Below are 18,740 nucleotides of genomic sequence, written 5' to 3'. Positions count from 1 at the left end.
ATCTTCATAAGGTAACCACCTTTACCTACCTTTTACCGCTAGTTTTAGCACGTTTACCAAACCGCGTATTCTCTGCTCAGGCCCGTTCAAATCCCGCCGTATAGTTCCCTCACGGCCCGCATCCGGCGGGCCGATTCGTCACCACGGTCGTGCGCGAGAGCGCATGGAAGGGGAAGTATCGTGAGCGATTGCAAGAGGGTTTACCGTTTTGGAACCGATGCCCAGGGCACCTGTGTCACTGAGGGCGACAAGTCCATGAACTTCGTGCTTGGCGGCAAAGGCGCTAACCTTGCCGAGATGAGCCGTATCGGCCTGCCGGTTCCCGGTGGCTTTACCATAACCTGCCAGACCTGCGTCGAGTACTCCGGTGCCGGCAACGTCTGGCCCGAAGGCGCGCTCGACGAGATCGTTGCCGCCGAGGCCGACCTCGAGGCTCGCTGCGGCAAGAAGCTCGGCGATGCCCGTGACCCGCTGCTCGTCTCGGTGCGCTCGGGCGCTCCGTTCTCCATGCCCGGCATGATGGACACGGTCCTCAACCTGGGCCTCAACGACGACTCCGTTCAGGGCCTTATCGCCCAGACGCAAAACCCGCGCTTTGCCTGGGATAGCTATCGTCGCTTTATCCAGATGTTCTCCAACGTCGTCATGGGTGTCGATGCCGACTTGTTCGAGAATGCCCTGACCCAGGCTCGCCTGGTCGCCGGCGTTCGCGTCGACTCCGAGCTTTCGGCCGAGGACCTGCAGGAGCTCGTCGAGACTTTCAAAGGCATTTTCTCCGACAACGTCGAGGCCGCCCTGTATCCCGAGCTCGAGGTCGCTGACGGCAAGCCCGTCTTCCCGCACGATCCGGAGCTCCAGCTGCGCCTTGCCATCCAGGCCGTCTTTGGCAGCTGGATGAACGAGCGCGCCTGCATCTACCGCAAGCAACACGGTATTTCCGATGACCTTGGCACCGCCGTCAACGTCCAGGCCATGGCATTTGGCAACAAGGGCGAGACCTCGGCGACCGGCGTCGCCTTTACGCGCAACCCGGCCGACGGCACCAAGGAGTTCTACGGTGACTTTCTGGTCAACGCCCAGGGCGAGGACGTCGTCGCCGGCATCCGTAACACCGAGCCCATCGCCGACCTCAAGACCACCCCGGGCCTGGAGTCTGCAGGTGAGGAGCTTGAGCGTGTCTTCCTGACGCTTGAGGATCACTACCGCGACATGTGCGATATCGAGTTCACTATCGAGCAAGGTAAGCTTTGGATGCTCCAGACTCGCGTGGGCAAGCGTACCGCAACCGCCGCTCTGCGCATCGCTATCGAGATGGTCGAGGAAGGCCTGATCACCCGTGAGGAGGCCGTGAGCCGCATCGACCCCGCGCAGCTCGACCAGCTCCTGCACCCGCAGTTCGACTCCTCCAAGAAGTACGAGGCGCTCGCACGCGGCCTTAACGCCAGTCCCGGTGCCGCCGTGGGCGAGGTCGTGTTCTCGAGCGATGACGCCGTCGCGCGTTCTGCCGAGGGCCACAAGGTCATTCTGGTTCGCTGGGAGACCAACCCCGACGACCTGAAGGGTATGGTCGCCGCCGAGGGTATCTTGACGAGTCATGGTGGCAAGACGAGCCACGCCGCCGTTATCGCCCGTGGCATGGGTACTCCCTGCGTCTGCGGTGTCGAGCGTTTCCATATTGACGCGGCCGAGAAGGTCGTGCGTATCGAGGGCAGCGATCGCGTGCTGCACGAGGGCGACATCATCTCCATCGACGGCACTCAGGGCATCGTTGTCGATGGCGCTGTCGATTTGGTCTCCGCCGAGCTCACCGGCGACCTGGACACCATCCTGTCTTGGGCAGACGAGATTCGCCTGGAAGAGGCCGACGGTCACGCCAACCACGTGCGCGTCAACGCCGACAACCCCGAGGATGCCGAGCTCGCGCTCGAGTTTGGCGCCGAGGCCATCGGTCTGTGCCGCACCGAGCACATGTTCCTGGGCGATCGCAAGAACATTATCCAGAGTTTCATCCTGTCCGACGACGAGGCCGTGAAGCAGCAGGCCCTGGCCGATCTGCTCAAGGTCCAGACTGAGGACTTCCTGTCCATGTTCAAGACCATGTCCGGCCGCGATGTGGTCGTTCGCCTGCTCGATCCGCCGCTTCATGAGTTCCTGGATAATCCTCGCGAGCTCGAGGTCGCCATCACCAAGAAGGAGGCCGCCGGCGCCAGTGAGGAAGAGCTCGCCGCCCTGCGTGCCCGCCTGCGCCGCATCGACGGCATGGTCGAGTCCAACCCGATGCTCGGCCTGCGCGGCGTGCGCCTGTCCGTCGTCTTCGGTGACCTGCCGCTCATGCAGGTCCGTGCCGTGGCAACGGCTGCCGCCCGCCTTTTCAAGGAAGGCGTCGACCCGCGTCCCGAGATTATGGTCCCGCTCGTTTCCATTACGGCCGAGAACGTTCAGACCCGCGAGGTCATTGAGCGCGTGATCGCCGAGGTCTCCGCCGAGGAGGGCGTCGAGCTCAACATTCCAGTGGGCACGATGCTCGAGCTGCCGCGCGCCTGCATGGTCGCTGACGAGATTGCACAGCACGCCGACTTCTTCTGCTTTGGCACCAACGACCTCACGCAGACGACTTTCGGTTTCTCGCGTGACGACGCCGAGGCCAAGTTCATTCCGCTGTACATGCACAAGAAGATCTTGAAGGATAACCCCTTCGAGACCATCGACTCGGCGGTGCTGGAGCTCGTGCGCATGGCCGTCGAGAAGGGCCGTGCCACCAACCCCGGCATGCACTTTGGCGTGTGCGGTGAGCACGGCGGCGACCCTAAGTCCATCAAGGCCCTGTTTAACGCGGCCGACGTGGACTATGTGTCCTGCTCGCCCTATCGCGTGCCCCTCGCGCGCCTGGCGGCCGCTCAGGCCAAGCTCGAGGCCAAGCGTTCCGCTTAACTGAGTCGCGTTCCATTTGCGCCTTTTACGCCCCCCTTCGCGCCGTCGCGCCCCTGTGGACGCGGCGGCGTTTTACGTTGGTTCAATACATTGGCAACTGACGGGAGGACTGCGATGAAAAACCTCACCAGGTATTTGCAACGAGCGCGTCGGGGAGCACAGATGGCCCTGTGCTGGGTGGTCGTTGCGGTCACGGCGCTTTGCGGGATGCCGACAGCCGGTTTTGCCCTCCAGGATGATTCGCGCGACGAGCTCTATGGCGACGTGGTCAACCCGCTCACCATTACGGTCAACGATCGCGACTGCACGTTTGTAGATATCGATGACGGCAAGCTCGAGGGCCGTACCTCGATGTATGACAACTTCTCGTTCTACACGGCCGCCGTCAAAAAGGTGCTGCCCAACTGGGCATCGCTTGCCTATAACATCCTTGGCTATGGCGGAGGCGACGACTCCAAGGACTTTTTGTACTGGGACCACGCCGGCAAGGGCTTTGAGAAGGACTTCGGCAAGGGTCACTACATCTATCTTTATGATGCGCTTTCGGGCGGCAACGGTGAGCATTCCGATGGTGCCGACAAATCGAAGCAGAGTGGTCTGACATCTGCAAAAAGCCTCAATGCGGTCTACGAGCGCTTGACCGACGATATCGCCGGCTGTATCGGTCACAAGCTGAAGGGCTCCGATTTCCGTAAAAACGTGCCGCTCGACGGACTGTCGAAAGACACGACTGAGCAGGACGTCATCTATGCCACCATTGCTTGTGTCGACAAGCTCGGCGGCACCTATCAGTACGATTTCAATGGCTTTGGCATCGCGTTCTATAACTTTAGAGTTCAGCAGCTCAACAGCGTGAACAAGCTTAACTGTGCGCCCGAGGACGCGCCGGGCTATTCCTTTGTCGATTCTAAGACTGAGCAGGAGCTCGTTACCTCGGCACTTAACGTCGGCTATGAGGACGCCTCGCAGAGCATCACGCTCGCCCGCGGTACCGAGGAGACGGTCGGCACGAGCACTTCTGAATCCGCATCGTATTCCAAAGGCGGCTCGTGGGGCGCATCGGTGAGCCTCAAGGAGTCGCTGGGCGTGCCCGCAACAGCGAGCGAGGAGATCGAGACTTCGTTTTCGGCCGAAACCACGATGTCCCAGTTGTGGGAGGCGAGCAAGACCGAGGAACAGTCGATCACCACGACGGACAATCAGTCGGTTACCGTCAATATGACGATCCCGGCGCACACGCAGGTCAATAGCAAGCAGACGAGTTCTACCACGACGCTGTCCGAGGACTATGACCAGCCGGTGGGCGTGACGTTCGACGTGATTATCTTTAACATGAACGGCGAGTGCTACGACGACAACGCCGCCGTGCAGGAGTTCCATACCGCCGGTTATGACCAGCGCTCGTTCTACACCACCTTTGGCGATCAGTCGACCGACGCCGTGCAGAACCTGTTCCTGCGCTCAATCGCCCATCGTGGCGACGGCGGCTACGATACCACCGCCGGAAACGTCACGAGCTGGTCGCATCGCACCAACAACCACATGGTGCGCGCCATCGATTGGAATTCGGTCCTGGCCGATCGCGAGGTGCCTTCGCGCAACGGTGGCGCCCCGCGCACGTGCAACGTGCTCAATGACATGGCCGCGACCTATCCCATGTCCATTACGGGTTCCAATCTGTCGTTTGAGTCGGTGACGGTCGATACGCAGTTGGGCACGCCGCAGCCTATTAAGCCCATCTCCAAGATTCTCGTCTCGCTGCAGACCGATAAGACCCGAAGGCTTACGGTGGGAGGGGAAGACCCCATCTCTTCCTATCGCGTGCGTGCAAGGGACGAGGACGATGTTGACTACTACGGCTTTGTGAAGTCGTCGGGCGACTGGCGCGTGGTGGACAAAAAGGGCAAAGAATGCAAGTCCGACGTCATCGAGATCCAGACCGACCCTGTTACCCACGAGCAAGTCGTAGCGGGTAAAAAGGCCGGCACCGCCTACGTAAAGTACTTTATCCCCGAGGACACCTATGTGGACGTGAACGGGCATGTCTCGACCAATGACGAGATCGACGCCGCGGCCTATAAATATAAGGTAAGTGACGTGGCGCCCGAGCCGTTTAACGGCAACATCAAACTCGAGGGCTCGGCACAGACCGTCGTCGGCGTCGAGGAAAATCTCAACGGCATCGAAGGCCTGACGGCTACGGTCTATGACACGACGGGCAAGGAAGTCGATAGGGCCTGCAGCTGGGAGGCCCAGGAGCTCGAGAGCAAGGGCATTTCGGTCGCGACAGACGGTACGATGACTATCTCGCAACCGGGCACCTTCCATGTTCGCGCCTTTATTGACGGTGTGTATTCCGATTGGGCCGAGGTCATCGCCGCACCCGCACCGGTCGACCCGATGGCGACCGTGGTCGAGACACCGGTGAACGTTGCGTCCGTTTCTTCGGGGGATTCTTCGGCAACGACGGATAGCGCGGCTCCTGCACAGGGAGAGCAGGCAGCTTCCGATGCGAACGCGGCTGAGTCTGCTCCGTCGAGCGACGATGCCGCTGCAGTAACTGACGACACCGCGCCCGCTGCCGCGAAGGATGCCTCGCAGATTCCTACGGGCCTCGTTACCGTTTTGACCGATATCTGCCGCTACGGCATCGATCACGGCCTCATCAGCACATCAAACAAGGAAGAGATGACCAAGCATGACTTCGACATCTTAGGCATCCTGTACCTGATGGCAGACAGCCAGGACCTGGTGCCCCAAGACGCCGAGGACGCGATGAATGAATGGGCCCATGACAACTATAATGACGAAGAGCTTGCCACTTGGAAGCAGCATGCGCTTTCGGTGCTGCTCGAATACGGCTATATCGCGCCCGGCACGACCGTGACGACGCCGACGACTGATGCTGCGGACGGCGCATAAGTGCAGAAAGAGTGCGTGTTTTTGTCTTTTTGCGCACGGGCAAAATAGTTCTTGCAGCCAAGGTCGTGGCGTGTATACTCGAATACGTTTGTTCAACTACGTGCCGGCCAAGGTGGTACGGCACCTCTAGAAGAGTAAGGAATTGCACATGGATTACATCCGCGCAATCGAGCGTCAGCAGATCCGCGAGGACATCCCGCAGGTCCGCGTTGCCGACAACGTCAAGGTTCACTACCGCATTAAGGAAGGCGACCGCGAGCGCATCCAGGTTTTCCAGGGTGACGTCATCCGCATGGCCGGCGCCGGTGCCCGTGAGACCTTCACCGTCCGCAAGATTTCCTTCGGTGTCGGTGTTGAGCGTACCTTCCCGCTTCACAGCCCCAAGATCGCCAAGCTCGAGGTCGTCCGTCATGGCCGCGTCCGTCGCGCCAAGCTGTACTACCTCCGCGACAAGGTGGGCAAGGCTGCTCGCATCCCCGAGAAGCGCTAAGAAGATCGCAGCGTCTGTCCACTCGTTGGACAAAAGGGTCACCTTCGGGTGGCCCTTCTTTTTATCTGATTTGCATGCAAGGAGGCCCCGATATGGCCAACATGACGAGCTCGGTTTCGGCATCGCAGGTTGCCGGCGAGCTGGCGAGCGCCACGTTTGAGGAGATCCCCGCCCTCGTGGAGCATTATCGAGAGGATCCGCGCCAGCAAGTGATCAAGGCTTGCGAGCGCGCCCTTAAGCGCCATGCCAAGGAACTTGCCGAGCGCGAGCGCGTCAACGGCATGTACGAGCTGATGCACGAGCTCGGTGGGGATGGCGTGGTCGTGGGTGTCGACGAGGTGGGTCGCGGATCGGTGGCCGGTCCTTTGACGGTGTGCGCCGTGTGTCTTCCCATGGAGCCGCGCGTCTGGGGCATCAATGATTCCAAAAAGCTCACGCCGGCGCGCCGCGAGCTGCTCTCGGTGAAGATTGCCAAGGTCGCGACGGCGATTGGTTTTTGCCATATCGCGCCTGCGGATATCGATGATATGGGCATGGCCCGCGCCATCCGCGCTGCCGTCGCGGGCGCCGTGGCCGATACGGGGCTCGAGCCCGATTGCGTGCTTATGGACGGTAACCCCTTGGGCGCAGTTCCCAACGAGCGCGACGTGGTGAAGGGCGATGCTAAAATCGCCTGTATCGCCGCGGCGTCCATCATGGCCAAGGTCACGCGTGACGAGATGATGGTCGAGTACGACGCCGAGTATCCCGAGTATCATTTGGCCGAGTCGAAGGGCTACGCAAGCCCCGAGCACATCGAGGCGATTCGCAAACATGGACTTTGTCCGCTGCATCGTGTGAGCTTTTGCGGAAACTTTCTGCAGACTGAGCGCCTTTTCTAGGTCAATTGTGGAGACAGGGACCCCTGGCGTTTTATAAACCTGCTGGTAGCGGGCCGTGTGCAACGTGATTGTTGCGTACGGCCCGTTTTTTGTCGGCATTTGGTCAGCTTTTGGTTTGCTTCCGGTACTTACCCGCATGAAAGGTGCCCTCATCATCGGGGCAATGCAGTGTGCGGGAAAGGAGACCCCATGTGTGCCGCAAGCAAAAAGAGCAAGACGCAGCAACTCAAGGAGCGCTGGGAAGACGGCGAGCTCGACTGCGGGGCGATGACGCCCGAGTTTATCAAGGGGCTCAGCCCCCGCGAGCTCGGCATGCTGGGCGAGCTGATCACCATCGATTACTTTAACGAGCGTGGATACACCTTGTTGGAGCAGGGCTATCGTTGCATTGAGGGTGAAGCCGATCTGGTGCTGCTCGATGAGCTCGACGATGTCGTTGTGATGGCCGAGGTCAAGACGAGACGCGTCGCCCTGGATTGCACCACGCGGGTCTTTCCCGAGGAGGCCGTGGACGCCCAAAAGCAGCGTCGGTATCGCCGTATCGCAAGTTGCTATCTCATGGAGCACTATCCGCTCAGATCGATTCGCTTCGATGCCGTGGGAGTCACCATCCGCGGCGGGCATGTCGCCGAGATCGAGCACCAGTACAATGCGTTCGATTGGCAGGTGTCGTGATGGCGTTCGAGACGTTTGCCGTACACGCGGCCTGCATCCGCGGCGTCGAGGCAATTCCCGTCACCGTCGAGGTCTCGCTTGCCGGTGGCGTTCCGGGCATCCAGATGCTCGGCATTCCGAGTATGGAGGTGATGGAGTCGCGCGGGCGTATCCGGTGCGCCATGCGCTCGGCCGGCTTCGAGATTCCTCGGTCTGGCATTACCGTCAACCTGGCACCTGGCGATATCCGCAAAACTGGCAGCGGTTTTGACCTGCCGATTGCCATCGCGGTTCTGGCGGCCGATGGGCAGATTCCCCGTGACAACCTCGATCGCTGCCTTATTGCAGGTGAGCTTGGTCTGGACGGCACGGTGTTGCCCGTCAAGGGCGAGGTTGCGTTTCAGCTGTTGGCGCGCGATATGGGGCTTTCGTTTATCGCTGGTAGGTCCGATCAGCATGTGCCGCTTGCGGGCGTTGACTGCGGGTTTATCGACCACCTATCTCAGCTTGCCCATGGCATGGGGGATGCCGCACGGCATTACCTGGATTCTGAAGTGCTCGAGACGACTTTTGAGCCCGAGCTCGATTATGCCGACGTGCTGGGACAGGAGGTCGCCAAACGTGGTATGGCGCTTGCGGCCGCCGGCGAGCTCGGATTGCTCATGATCGGCTCGCCCGGTTCGGGCAAGACCATGCTTGCGCGGCGCATGACGGGCATTTTGCCCGAGCTTTCTCTCGAGGATCAGCAAGAGGCGCTGTGCATCCATTCGGTCTTGGGCGAGAACATCGATGGGCTGCTTGCGGGGCATCGCCCCTTCCGCAGTCCGCATCACAGTATTTCGACCGCGGGACTTATCGGCGGCGGTCGTCCGGTGCATCCGGGCGAAATTAGCCTAGCTCATGGCGGAGTGCTCTTTTTGGACGAGCTTGCAGAGTTTCCCACCGGCGTGCTTCAGACGCTGCGTCAGCCCATCGAGCGTGGGTACGTGAGGATCGTGCGCGTTGACGGGGCCTTTACATTCCCGTCGCGCTTTCAGCTGCTGGCCGCGAGCAATCCCTGCCCCTGCGGGTTTTTGGGCGATCGCGAAGTGCCGTGTCGCTGCTCGGCGGCGATGGTCGAGCGCTACCGGGGCAAGTTGCGCGGTCCCTTGGCTGATCGTATCGACATGATGATCGATGTGACCCGCCCCGATCCTCAGGTGATCATTGAGGGCGCGGAGGGTATGTCATCGGCCGAGCTGCGCGATTACGTCGTGCGTGGGCGCGCCTTTCGCGCCTGGCGTGAATCCCGTATGGACGATGCGGACACCGAGGTCGAGGAAGATGAGTCGCGGTCCATTGACGGCGTCGTTTCGACCTTTGGGCTTGATGAGGCTGCCGAGAAATGCGTGCTCGGCCTGTCGAAGCGCACGCATCTGACGGGTCGCGGCATCGTGCGCCTGGTACGCATTGCACGCACGATCGCCGATGTTGCCGAAAGCGAACGGGTGACGCAGGATCACGTGCTCGAGGCGGCGATGTACCAGGGAAGGAGGGACCAATAATGGACGAGGAGACTTATCAATTGCACCCCGGTGATGCGTTGTATCCCGAGACCGTATTGGAGCTTTCTGATGTACCCCAGACGCTCTATGTGCGCGGCAACCCCGAGGTGCTTTCGACGCCCGCGCTCTCCATCATCGGCGCGCGCAAGGCATCGCCGTACGGTCTCGCCGTGGCAGAACTTGCGGCCAAGGTGGCGGTTGAGGCGGGGGTGACGGTGGTCTCGGGCGGTGCGGTCGGCTGCGACCAGGCGTCGGGTTGGGCCGCGGTCAACGCTGGGGGCAAACACATCGTGGTACTGGGGACCGGCGCCGATGTTGTCTATCCGCGCTCGAGCGCCGGCCTCATAACGCGCACACTCGATACGGGCGGCGCGGTCGTTTCGATTTCGCCGTGGGGTATGGGACCGCGTAAGTTCGCCTTTCCGCGGCGCAATCGTGTAATCGCCGCCTTGTCGCAGGCACTCTTTGTTTCCGAGGCGGGCATGCCCTCGGGTACGTTCTCCACGGCGGAGGCCGCTATGGACTTGGGGCGAGAGCTTCTTGCAGTGCCGGGGTCTATCCTTTCGCCCGAGTCGCGCGGGACTAACTATCTCATTGCTAACGGAGCCTGCTGCATTATCGATGAGGAATCAATCGAGATGGCCATCTCGCGCATCTACGGCACGCTGCGCTACTCGCGTCCCGATGCACCTGGCATTGCCGATCTGGACCCAACACAGCAGACCGTGATGCAAGCGCTTATCGCCTCGCCGCTCAAGGTCGACGACATTGCCGCGCTCGTCTCGCTTGATGCTGTCGGCGTGCTCAAGCTCTTGGGCTCGCTCGAGCTCGAGGGACTTATCGAGCGCATGATGGATGGAAGGTATGCGCCCTCAAAGTTTGCGCTTCACGCCCAGACGCCCTTCGGTCACAATGGAAAGCGTGTCAATTAGAAAGGTGTTTGCAGATGCAGTTCGATCAGGTGACGGTTATCGGTGGGGGTCTGGCGGGTTCGGAATGTGCGATCCAGCTGGCAGATCGCGGGTTTGCCGTAAAGCTGTGCGAGATGCGCCCCCAGGTGAGCTCTCCGGCCCACCATACCGACCACCTGGCCGAGCTCGTCTGCTCAAATTCGTTTAAGTCAACCCGTCCGGATTCCGCTGCTGGCCTGCTAAAGGCCGAGCTCGAGCGTATGGGTTCGGTACTGCTCGATTGCGCGCATCGTGCGGCCGTTCCCGCCGGCGGTGCCCTGGCGGTCGACCGCGTTACGTTTTCCGAGCTTGTCGAGGCCGAGGTTGCCGCCCGACCCAATATTGAGGTCGTGCATGGCGAGGTCACGCAGATTCCCGAGGGCCATGTGGTCATTGCCGCGGGCCCGCTGTGTTCTCCGGCATTGAGCGAAGAGGTCATGAAGCTCGTCGGTGGCGACGCCTTGGCGTTCTTTGACGCTGCCGCGCCAATCGTCGATGCCTCCACGCTCGATATGGACGTGCTGTTCTCGCAGTCGCGCTATGAGGAGCAGGGGAGCGGCGACTATCTCAACGCTCCGCTCAACAAGGAGGAGTACGAGGCCTTTATCGAGGCACTTACCACCGCCGACCGCGTGGTGCTCAAGGACTTTGAGGGTGGCGACCTCTTCCAGGCCTGTCAGCCCGCCGAGGAGGTCGCCCGTACCGGCAAGGATGCTATCCGCTTTGGCGCCATGAAGCCCGTCGGCCTCACCGACCCGCGAACCGGACGTCGCCCCTGGGCGGCGATTCAGCTGCGTGCCGAGAACAAGGAAAAGACCGCCTATAACCTGGTGGGCTTCCAGACAAATCTGACTTTTGGCGAGCAGAAGCGTGTCTTCCACATGGTTCCCGGTCTGGAGAATGCCGAGTTCTTCCGTTATGGCGTCATGCACCGCAATACCTTTGTCGATGCGCCGCACGTTCTTGACGGCACCTTTGCCGTGCCTGGTACGAACGTGCGCCTTGCCGGTCAGATCACCGGCACCGAAGGCTATATGGAGGCCGTGGCGACCGGTCTGCTCGCTGCACTCAACACCTATGCCGAGGCAATCGAGGCAGAGCCTGTTGAGTTACCGCGAGTGGGCGCCCTGGGTGCGCTCGTGGGCTATGCGACCGATCCGGCAACCGTTGGCTACCAGCCCATGCATGTCAATTTTGGCCTGGTGCCGCCGCTCGAGGACGGCAGGCGCCGCAGTAAGCGCGACCGCTATCAGGCTTATGCGGATCGCGCCCTCGAGGCCCTCGATGCCTACTTGGCCACGCGTTCCGACTTGTTTGGAGGCGACCGGTCATAGCCTTTGACTTGTACGATACCGTCGACTCGTTTATCGCCTACATCGCACGTGTCGAGGGGCTCTCTCCCAATACGGTGACTGCCTATGGATCGCGGTTGGAGCGCTTTGCTGCCTGGTGCGAGCGTACGGGTGTCGATGCGCGTATGGCCGATGTGCGTACCGTCCGCGCGTATTTGGCCGAGTTTTCGCGCGAGCAGGTGGCGCCTCGCACCATTGCCGCGCATTTGTCGGCTATTCGGTCGCTCTATCGTTGGATGGCTGCCGAGGGGATTGTCGAGGGCGATGCGGTCTCGGCGATCGCGTCGCCCAAGCTGCCGCGCGACCTGCCCGGTGTGCTGACGACCCAACAGGTCGAGGCGCTGCTCAAGACGCCTGATACTTCGACGCCCGTGGGACTGCGCGATGCGGCGATGCTCGAGCTGCTCTATGCCTCGGGTGCCCGCATCTCGGAGCTTGCCGCGCTTAACGTGGAATCCATCGCTTGGTCGGAGCGCGTGGTTCGCCTTTGGGGCAAGGGGAGCAAGGAGCGCATCGTTCCTCTGTATCGTCGCGCACTTGAGGCGACGCGCACCTATGTCGAGGAGGGGAGACCGGTGCTGCTCGCCCAGGCAAAGCACCGCGACGCCGCAGCCGGTCTGCATCCGCTGTTTATTTCTGCGCGCGGTAATCGCATGAGTGCCGCTATGCTCAGGCGACGGTTCCATATGCTGGCGACGTGCGCCGGCATTCCGGCCGACATCGCGCCTCATGCGATGCGTCATACGTTTGCGACCGATCTGCTTGAGGGCGGCGCGGATCTGCGTTCGGTTCAAGAGCTGCTGGGGCATGCGAGCCTGTCCACGACTCAAATCTACACGCATCTTACGCCCGATCGGCTTAAGCGCGCCGTGACCCAGGCCCATCCCCGGGGCGAGTAGGCTGGGCGGCTCGCGTTGCGCTTAGGTGTGTGGTTTTGATTGCGGGTTGGCAGGAAGAGGTAATCCTGCTATCATTCATCAGGTTGCTTCACGGCAACAGGTTTTTATCACGCACGCGCGGCTACTTCATACCGTGGTGCCCGGGCTTTGGTAGCACATGTCCGGGTTGGTTTTGGAGGATGACCCCGCGCGGAGGCAAACCACAGGAGGTTTAACATGGCTACCAAGATTAATATCCGCACCCTGCTCGAGGCCGGCTGCCACTTCGGTCACCAGACCCGTCGCTGGAACCCCAAGATGAAGCCGTTCATCTTCGGTGAGCGCAACGGCATCTACATCCTCGACCTCAAGCAGACCATCCTCGACGCCGACCAGGCCTACACCTTCGTCAAGAACGTCGCCAAGGGTGGCAACGTGCTGTTCGTCGGCACCAAGAAGCAGGCTCAGGAGGCCGTCAAGAACGCCGCTGAGCGCGCCAACATGCCTTACATCAACCAGCGTTGGCTCGGCGGTATGCTGACCAACTTCGTCACCATCCGCTCCCGCATCAACCGCATGGAGGAGCTCGAGGCCATGGTCGAGGACGGCCGCATGGCAGTGCTCCCCAAGAAGGAGCAGGCTGTTCTGGGCAAGGAGCTCACCAAGCTCCAGACCAACCTCGGTGGCGCCCGCGACATGAAGGGTCTGCCCCAGGCTCTCTTCGTTATCGACACCAAGCGCGAGGAGAACGCTATCAAGGAGGCCCAGCGCCTGAACATCCCCGTCGTCGCCCTGATCGACACCAACTCCGATCCCGACGAGGTCGAGTACGGCATCCCCTGCAACGATGACGCTATCTCCGCTGTCACCCTTATGTGCGAGCTCATGGCTGACGCCTGCCTCGCTGGCTCCGGCAAGGAGCAGGTCTCCGAGGCCGAGATGGCCGCTGAGCCCAAGGCCGAGTAAATCAGTCTTAGTTAATTCTTTTTCATCTCTTTGAAAGGAACCACAATGGCCCAGATTACCGCCGCTATGGTCAAGCAGCTCCGCGAGATGACCGACTCCCCGATGATGGAGTGCAAGAAGGCTCTCGTCGAGGCTGACGGCGACATGGACGCCGCTGTCGACGTTCTGCGCAAGAATGGCCTCGCCAAGGCTGCCAAGAAGGCTGGCCGTGAGACCAACGAGGGCGCTGTCGCCGCGTTCGTCTCCGAGGACGGCAAGACCGGCGCGCTGCTCGAGCTCTCCTGCGAGACCGACTTCGTCGGCTCCAACGCCAAGTTCACTGGCTTTGCTTCCAAGGTCGCTGAGGTTGTCGCTACCACCGAGCCTGCTGACGTCGACGCTCTGCTCGAGAAGCCGATGGGCGAGGAGACCGTTTCCTCCGAGCTCACTGAGATGATTCACATCATGGGCGAGAACATGAAGATCTCCCGTTTCGCCGCCCGCAAGGCCGAGAACGGCGCTCTCGCTTCTTACATCCACATGGGTGGTAAGATCGGCGTTCTCGTTGAGTTCGCTTTCGAGAAAGCCGAGACCGCTCAGGCTGAGTCCTTCAAGACCTTTGCTCACGACGTTGCCCTTCAGGTTGCCGCCGTCGCCCCGATCTGCGCTACCCGCGATCAGGTTCCGGCTGAGACCGTCGAGCACGAGAAGCAGATCTACATGGCTCAGGCTGCCGAGTCCGGCAAGCCCGAGGCTATCCAGGAGAAGATGGCTGTTGGCCGTCTGGAGAAGTTCTACAAGCAGTCCGTGCTCACCGAGCAGGAGTTCATCAAGGACAGCTCCCTCACCATCAAGAAGTACGCTGAGCAGGTCTCCAAGGAGCTCGGTGACACCATTACCGTCGTTGCCTTTGACCGTCTGGTCCGTGGCGAGTAAATAAGCTCTTGTAGCTGGTAATGAGCAGGCTGTGGGTTTTACTCACAGCCTGCTTTTTCATGGCTCCCCGTTAAGCCTTTGATATTATGTTATGAGTCTAATTAAAGGAGGATCGCTTTGTCCGACATCCGATATAAACGCGTGCTTCTGAAGCTCTCCGGTGAAGCGCTGATGGGAGATGGCAACTACGGCATCGACCCCAAGGTTACCGATCATCTTGCCAAGCAGGTCAAGGAGTTGCTCGCCGTTGGTCATGAGGTCGGCGTCGTTGTCGGCGGCGGCAATATTTTCCGCGGCATGGCCGGTGCCGCCGGTGGTATGGACCGCGCCCAGGCCGATTACATGGGTATGCTCGCTACCGTTATGAACGCGCTTGCCCTGCAGGATGCCTTCGAGCACAACGATGTTCCCTGCCGCGTGATGAGCGCTATCCAGATGAACGAGATCTGCGAGCCCTATATTCGCCGTCGCGCCATCAACCACCTGTCCAAGGGCAACGTCGTTATCTTTGCCGCCGGATCGGGTAATCCGTACTTTACGACTGACACCGCCGCGGCTCTCCGCGCCTGCGAGATCGGTGCCGAGATTCTCATTAAAGCCACCAAGGTTGACGGTATCTACGACAAGGATCCCGTCAAGTGCGCCGACGCTGTCCGCTTTGACAAGATCACCTATCACGAGGTGCTCGTCCGCGGTCTGCAGGTTATGGATTCCACGGCTACGGCCCTGTGCCAGGATAACCGTATGCCGATTTTGGTCCTCAACATCGATGGCGAGGACACCGTTAAGCGCGCGCTTTCGGGTGAGCCCGTCGGCACGCTCGTCTATCAGGAGGATTAAGCATGGCAGAGAATATCACCGCCCACATGGACAAGTCGCTCGAGTCGCTCAAGCACAACTTCTCCAAGGTTCGTACCGGCCGCGCCAACGCCAACATTCTGTCCGACATCTCGGTCGATTACTACGGTGTTCCCACGCCGGTTACCCAGGTTGCCGCCGTTAAGACCCCCGAGGCCCACATGCTGCTCATTGAGCCCTGGGACAAGGCTCTCGTCAACGCAATCGTGAAGGCCATCAGCGCTTCCGATCTGGGCATCACTCCCAACTCCGACGGCACCGTCGTGCGCCTGCCCTTCCCGGCTCCCACCGAGGAGCGTCGTCGCGAGCTCGTTAAGGAGTGCCGCGAGTATGCCGAGCAGGCCAAGGTTTCCATCCGCAACATCCGTCGCGACTTCAATAACAAGCTCGAGCGCGACGAGGAGCTCACCGAGGACGATGTCCGTCGCGAGCAGGCCAAGGTCCAGAAGCATACCGATGAGTATGTCGCCAAGGTCGAGGAGCTTCTGAAGGAAAAAGAAGCCGAGGTCATGGAGATCTAAGGTGCAATACGACGAGAACAAACTGGTCGAGTACTTTGCCGACGCCCCTGCGGGCGTCGGTTTTTCCGACCTTGACCTCAATAAGATTCCGCATCATATCTCGTGCATCATGGACGGCAACGGTCGCTGGGCCACGTCTCGTGGTCTTGCCCGTACCGAGGGCCACAAGGCCGGTATCGTCTCCCTGCGCGAGATTATTACCGCGTGCGTGCGCCTGGGCGTCGACGTCCTTTCGGCCTATGCGTTTTCCACCGAAAACTGGAATCGTCCGCAGCACGAGGTCAACGTCCTGATGCATCTGTTTGCCAAGACGTTTATCGATGAGCTGCCGCTGCTTAAGCGCGAGAACGTTCGCGTTGTCTTTTTGGGCGATATTTCCGCTCTGCCCAAGAAGACCCGCGACGTCTTTGAGCGTGGCCTTGCCGAGTGCGCCGACCACACCGGTATGACGCTGGCGCTCGCCGTCAACTACGGCGCCCGTGCCGAGATTACCCGTGCCGCCCGCCAGCTCGCACTCGATGCCGCTGCCGGAAAGATCGATCCTGCCGCTATTGACGACGACATGATTGCCTCGCACCTGTATACTGCCGGCCTGCCCGATCCGGAGCTTGTGATTCGCACCTCCGGCGAGCTGCGCCTTTCGAACTATCTGCTGTGGCAGGTTGCCTATTCCGAGTTTTATGTCACCGATACCTATTGGCCCGACTTTGATCGTTGGGGCCTTGTCGACGCCATTTTGGCCTACCAGGGCCGCGACCGTAGGTTTGGTGGACTGAGCAAGACCGAGGAGGCTTAATCGTGTCCGATCGTCCTAAGGCGACTGCACCCAAGACGCCTGCACCCAAGTCGCCTGCCGCAAAGAACGGCGCGACCGCGACGTCGTGGCTGGCCGGTTTTATCACCCGTGCCGCCGCCGGTATCGTCTACGCTGTCGTATTTATCCTCTGCCTGGTTTTGGGCATCGTTCCCACCGCCATCTTTGTCTCTGTCATGAGCGGCCTGTGCTGCTATGAGTTCTTCCGCATGACGAGGCTCGACGGCAAGGTGGCCAACGAGCGTCTGGGCATTATCGCCGCCGTGCTCTTTCCGCTATCGGCACTGGGCGATTCGCTGCTGTTGAACGCCCTGCTGTTCGCTTTGATGCTTGCGGTTGGTATCTGGTATGTCTGGTCTCCGCGCACCCGCATCTCTGACGTTGCCGTGACGCTCATGGGCCCTATCTACACCGGCTTTATGCTGTCGGCTATCGTGCTGCTGCGCGATGCCGTGCCCGGTTTTGCCGGCGCCCTGCTTTCGGTGGGCGTTTGCGCGTCCCTTTGGGTCTCCGACTCTTTTGCCTACATCGTGGGCAGCCGCATCGGCAAGCATAAGATGGTTCCCAAGATCTCTCCCAAAAAGAGCTGGGAAGGCTTTGTCGGCGGCATTTTGGGCTCTGTCTTGATCTGGCTCATCCTGTGGGCAACGCACTTCTATAGGCTGAGTCTTCCCTATGCACTGCTGTGCGGCGTGGTCGTCTCCATCCTGGGAGTTATCGGAGACCTCATCGAGTCGCGTATCAAGCGCGGCGTGGGCGTCAAAGATTCCGGCAATCTCATCCCGGGCCATGGCGGCATGCTCGACCGCAGCGATTCGCTCATCTTTGGCTGCATTACCGCGCAGCTGCTGCTGATGATCGGAGGCGTGCTGTAATGGCTTATCAGACCACCTACGGTCCCGACGGGCGTCTTCGTGTTGCCATTCTGGGCTGTACGGGTTCTATCGGCACTCAGGCGCTCGACGTGTGCCGACAGCATGCCGATCGCCTGCAGGTGACGGCGCTGTCCGTTAACTCCAGCACCTCCGAGCTCGTTGCCACTGCCCGTGAGTTCTCGGTTCCGGCGGTTGCCGTGGCGGACGCCTCCCATGGCGCCGACGCCGTGCTGCAGGAACTGCCCGAGGGCACGGAGCTCGGCGTTGGCGCACAGGCCGTGTGCGAGCTCGCATGCCGCGATGATGTCGACTGCGTGCTCGTGGCCATCGTGGGCGCTGCCGGTCTCGAAGCGAGCCATGCTGCCCTGACCTCGAACAAGCGTCTTGCCCTGGCCAACAAGGAGTCGCTCGTTGTCGGTGGCGATCTGCTTATGCCGTTGGCGCAGCCGGGTCAGCTTATCCCGGTCGACTCCGAGCATTCTGCCATCTACCAGTGCTATCTGGGCGAGAATCCGCGCGAGGCTCACTGCATTTGGCTTACCTGCTCGGGCGGCCCGTTCTTTGGCCGCACGCGTGACGAGCTCGATCGCGTGACGCGTGCCGATGCCCTTGCGCATCCTACGTGGGCTATGGGTGCCAAGATCACGATTGACTCCGCCACCCTCATGAACAAAGGTCTGGAGCGCATCGAAGCCATGCATCTGTTTGGCTGCGATCTCGATTTCATTAACGTGGTCGTGCAGCGCCAGTCTAAGATTCACTCCATGGTCGAGTTTGCCGACGGCTCTGTGATGGCTCATCTCGGTGCCTCCGACATGCGCATTCCCATCCAGTTTGCCTTCTCGTATCCCGAGCGTTGGGATACGCCGGCTCCGCGTATCGATTTCCGCGAGTTGGGGCAGCTTACCTTTGACGCGGCCGACATGGATACCTTCCGCTGCCTTGCGCTGGCCGAACGTGCCGGCAAGACGGGCGGCACCATGCCGTGCGTGCTCAATGCCGCCAACGAGGTCGCCGTCGATGCCTTCCTGCATGATGGCTGCAGCTTTACCGATATCGATCGCATTGTGGAATCCTGCATGGATGCTCACGATGTCCAGACGGTCGATTCGTTTGAACAACTTCGCGACATCGATGCGTGGGCGCGTGAAAAGGCCGCGCAATTGCTCGCCGCAACCCGTTCTTAACC

16 protein-coding genes are annotated in these 18,740 nt (G+C 60.8%); all 16 read left to right on the top strand.

Going from position 1 to position 18,740, the window contains the following annotated elements:
- Positions 1–180: 180 nt before the first annotated feature.
- A complete protein-coding gene (gene ppdK / locus ACEXKH_RS03575) occupies positions 181–2,931 on the top strand; it encodes a pyruvate, phosphate dikinase (RefSeq protein WP_373573106.1) in 2,751 nt (916 codons plus the stop codon).
- Positions 2,932–3,093: 162 nt separating this feature from the next.
- Positions 3,094–5,853, top strand: a complete 2,760-nt coding sequence (locus tag ACEXKH_RS03570) for a hypothetical protein (RefSeq protein WP_373573105.1) — start codon at positions 3,094–3,096, stop codon at positions 5,851–5,853.
- A gap of 148 nt (positions 5,854–6,001) precedes the next feature.
- Positions 6,002–6,343 (top strand): 50S ribosomal protein L19, encoded by a 342-nt coding sequence (gene rplS / locus ACEXKH_RS03565; protein WP_117583231.1) that lies wholly within the window; start codon positions 6,002–6,004, stop codon positions 6,341–6,343.
- A gap of 92 nt (positions 6,344–6,435) precedes the next feature.
- Positions 6,436–7,224, top strand: a complete 789-nt coding sequence (locus tag ACEXKH_RS03560) for a ribonuclease HII (RefSeq protein ID WP_368158664.1) — start codon at positions 6,436–6,438, stop codon at positions 7,222–7,224.
- Between the two features lie 189 nt (positions 7,225–7,413).
- A complete protein-coding gene (locus ACEXKH_RS03555; protein ID WP_373573104.1) occupies positions 7,414–7,899 on the top strand; it encodes a YraN family protein in 486 nt (161 codons plus the stop codon).
- A complete protein-coding gene (locus ACEXKH_RS03550) occupies positions 7,899–9,422 on the top strand; it encodes a YifB family Mg chelatase-like AAA ATPase (RefSeq protein ID WP_373573103.1) in 1,524 nt (507 codons plus the stop codon). Before ACEXKH_RS03555 ends, ACEXKH_RS03550 begins: the two co-directional genes overlap by 1 nt.
- Positions 9,422–10,354: a DNA-processing protein DprA gene (locus ACEXKH_RS03545; protein WP_373573102.1), complete on the top strand. Its 933-nt coding sequence runs from the start codon at positions 9,422–9,424 to the stop codon at positions 10,352–10,354. The genes ACEXKH_RS03550 and ACEXKH_RS03545 overlap by 1 nt, the downstream gene beginning before the upstream one ends.
- A 14-nt stretch (positions 10,355–10,368) precedes the next feature.
- Positions 10,369–11,706, top strand: coding sequence for a methylenetetrahydrofolate--tRNA-(uracil(54)-C(5))-methyltransferase (FADH(2)-oxidizing) TrmFO (gene trmFO, locus ACEXKH_RS03540; protein WP_373573101.1), 1,338 nt, complete (start codon positions 10,369–10,371; stop codon positions 11,704–11,706).
- 8 nt (positions 11,707–11,714) lie between these two features.
- The gene (locus ACEXKH_RS03535; RefSeq protein ID WP_373573100.1) at positions 11,715–12,623 is read left to right on the top strand and encodes a tyrosine recombinase; all 909 of its coding nucleotides are present in this window, start codon (positions 11,715–11,717) and stop codon (positions 12,621–12,623) included.
- Positions 12,624–12,839: 216 nt separating this feature from the next.
- Positions 12,840–13,568 carry a 30S ribosomal protein S2 gene (gene rpsB / locus ACEXKH_RS03530; RefSeq protein WP_006236109.1) on the top strand — a complete coding sequence of 243 codons (729 nt, stop codon included), beginning with the start codon at positions 12,840–12,842 and terminating at the stop codon, positions 13,566–13,568.
- Positions 13,569–13,613: 45 nt separating this feature from the next.
- Entirely contained in the window at positions 13,614–14,483 is an 870-nt protein-coding gene (gene tsf / locus ACEXKH_RS03525) for a translation elongation factor Ts (RefSeq protein ID WP_022094736.1), read from the top strand.
- A 117-nt stretch (positions 14,484–14,600) separates the two neighbouring features.
- Positions 14,601–15,323 (top strand): UMP kinase, encoded by a 723-nt coding sequence (gene pyrH / locus ACEXKH_RS03520; protein ID WP_373573099.1) that lies wholly within the window; start codon positions 14,601–14,603, stop codon positions 15,321–15,323.
- A 2-nt stretch (positions 15,324–15,325) separates the two neighbouring features.
- Positions 15,326–15,862, top strand: a complete 537-nt coding sequence (gene frr / locus ACEXKH_RS03515; RefSeq protein WP_273376137.1) for a ribosome recycling factor — start codon at positions 15,326–15,328, stop codon at positions 15,860–15,862.
- Between the two features lies 1 nt (position 15,863).
- Entirely contained in the window at positions 15,864–16,658 is a 795-nt protein-coding gene (locus ACEXKH_RS03510; protein ID WP_373573098.1) for an isoprenyl transferase, read from the top strand.
- Between the two features lie 2 nt (positions 16,659–16,660).
- A complete protein-coding gene (locus ACEXKH_RS03505; protein ID WP_373573097.1) occupies positions 16,661–17,551 on the top strand; it encodes a phosphatidate cytidylyltransferase in 891 nt (296 codons plus the stop codon).
- On the top strand, positions 17,551–18,738 hold the full coding sequence (dxr, locus tag ACEXKH_RS03500) for a 1-deoxy-D-xylulose-5-phosphate reductoisomerase (RefSeq protein WP_373573096.1): 1,188 nt from the start codon (positions 17,551–17,553) through the stop codon (positions 18,736–18,738). The genes ACEXKH_RS03505 and dxr overlap by 1 nt, the downstream gene beginning before the upstream one ends.
- Positions 18,739–18,740: the final 2 nt, after the last annotated feature.

Source organism: Collinsella aerofaciens ATCC 25986, assembly GCF_964259375.1.
In the GTDB taxonomy this organism is placed as follows: Bacteria; Actinomycetota; Coriobacteriia; order Coriobacteriales; family Coriobacteriaceae; genus Collinsella; species Collinsella aerofaciens_BO.
This window is presented reverse-complemented; position numbering and strand designations above follow the sequence as displayed.

Excerpts from the sequence above, each read along its gene's own strand:
- ACEXKH_RS03570 (WP_373573105.1), top strand. The coding sequence starts at position 3,094 with ATGGCCCTGTGCTGGGTGGTCGTTGCGGTCACGGCGCTTTGCGGGATG.
- rplS (WP_117583231.1), top strand. The coding sequence starts at position 6,002 with ATGGATTACATCCGCGCAATCGAGCGTCAGCAGATCCGCGAGGACATC.
- ACEXKH_RS03560 (WP_368158664.1), top strand. The coding sequence starts at position 6,436 with ATGGCCAACATGACGAGCTCGGTTTCGGCATCGCAGGTTGCCGGCGAG.
- ACEXKH_RS03555 (WP_373573104.1), top strand. The coding sequence starts at position 7,414 with ATGTGTGCCGCAAGCAAAAAGAGCAAGACGCAGCAACTCAAGGAGCGC.
- ACEXKH_RS03550 (WP_373573103.1), top strand. The coding sequence starts at position 7,899 with ATGGCGTTCGAGACGTTTGCCGTACACGCGGCCTGCATCCGCGGCGTC.
- ACEXKH_RS03545 (WP_373573102.1), top strand. The coding sequence starts at position 9,422 with ATGGACGAGGAGACTTATCAATTGCACCCCGGTGATGCGTTGTATCCC.
- trmFO (WP_373573101.1), top strand. The coding sequence starts at position 10,369 with ATGCAGTTCGATCAGGTGACGGTTATCGGTGGGGGTCTGGCGGGTTCG.
- rpsB (WP_006236109.1), top strand. The coding sequence starts at position 12,840 with ATGGCTACCAAGATTAATATCCGCACCCTGCTCGAGGCCGGCTGCCAC.
- tsf (WP_022094736.1), top strand. The coding sequence starts at position 13,614 with ATGGCCCAGATTACCGCCGCTATGGTCAAGCAGCTCCGCGAGATGACC.
- frr (WP_273376137.1), top strand. The coding sequence starts at position 15,326 with ATGGCAGAGAATATCACCGCCCACATGGACAAGTCGCTCGAGTCGCTC.
- dxr (WP_373573096.1), top strand. The coding sequence starts at position 17,551 with ATGGCTTATCAGACCACCTACGGTCCCGACGGGCGTCTTCGTGTTGCC.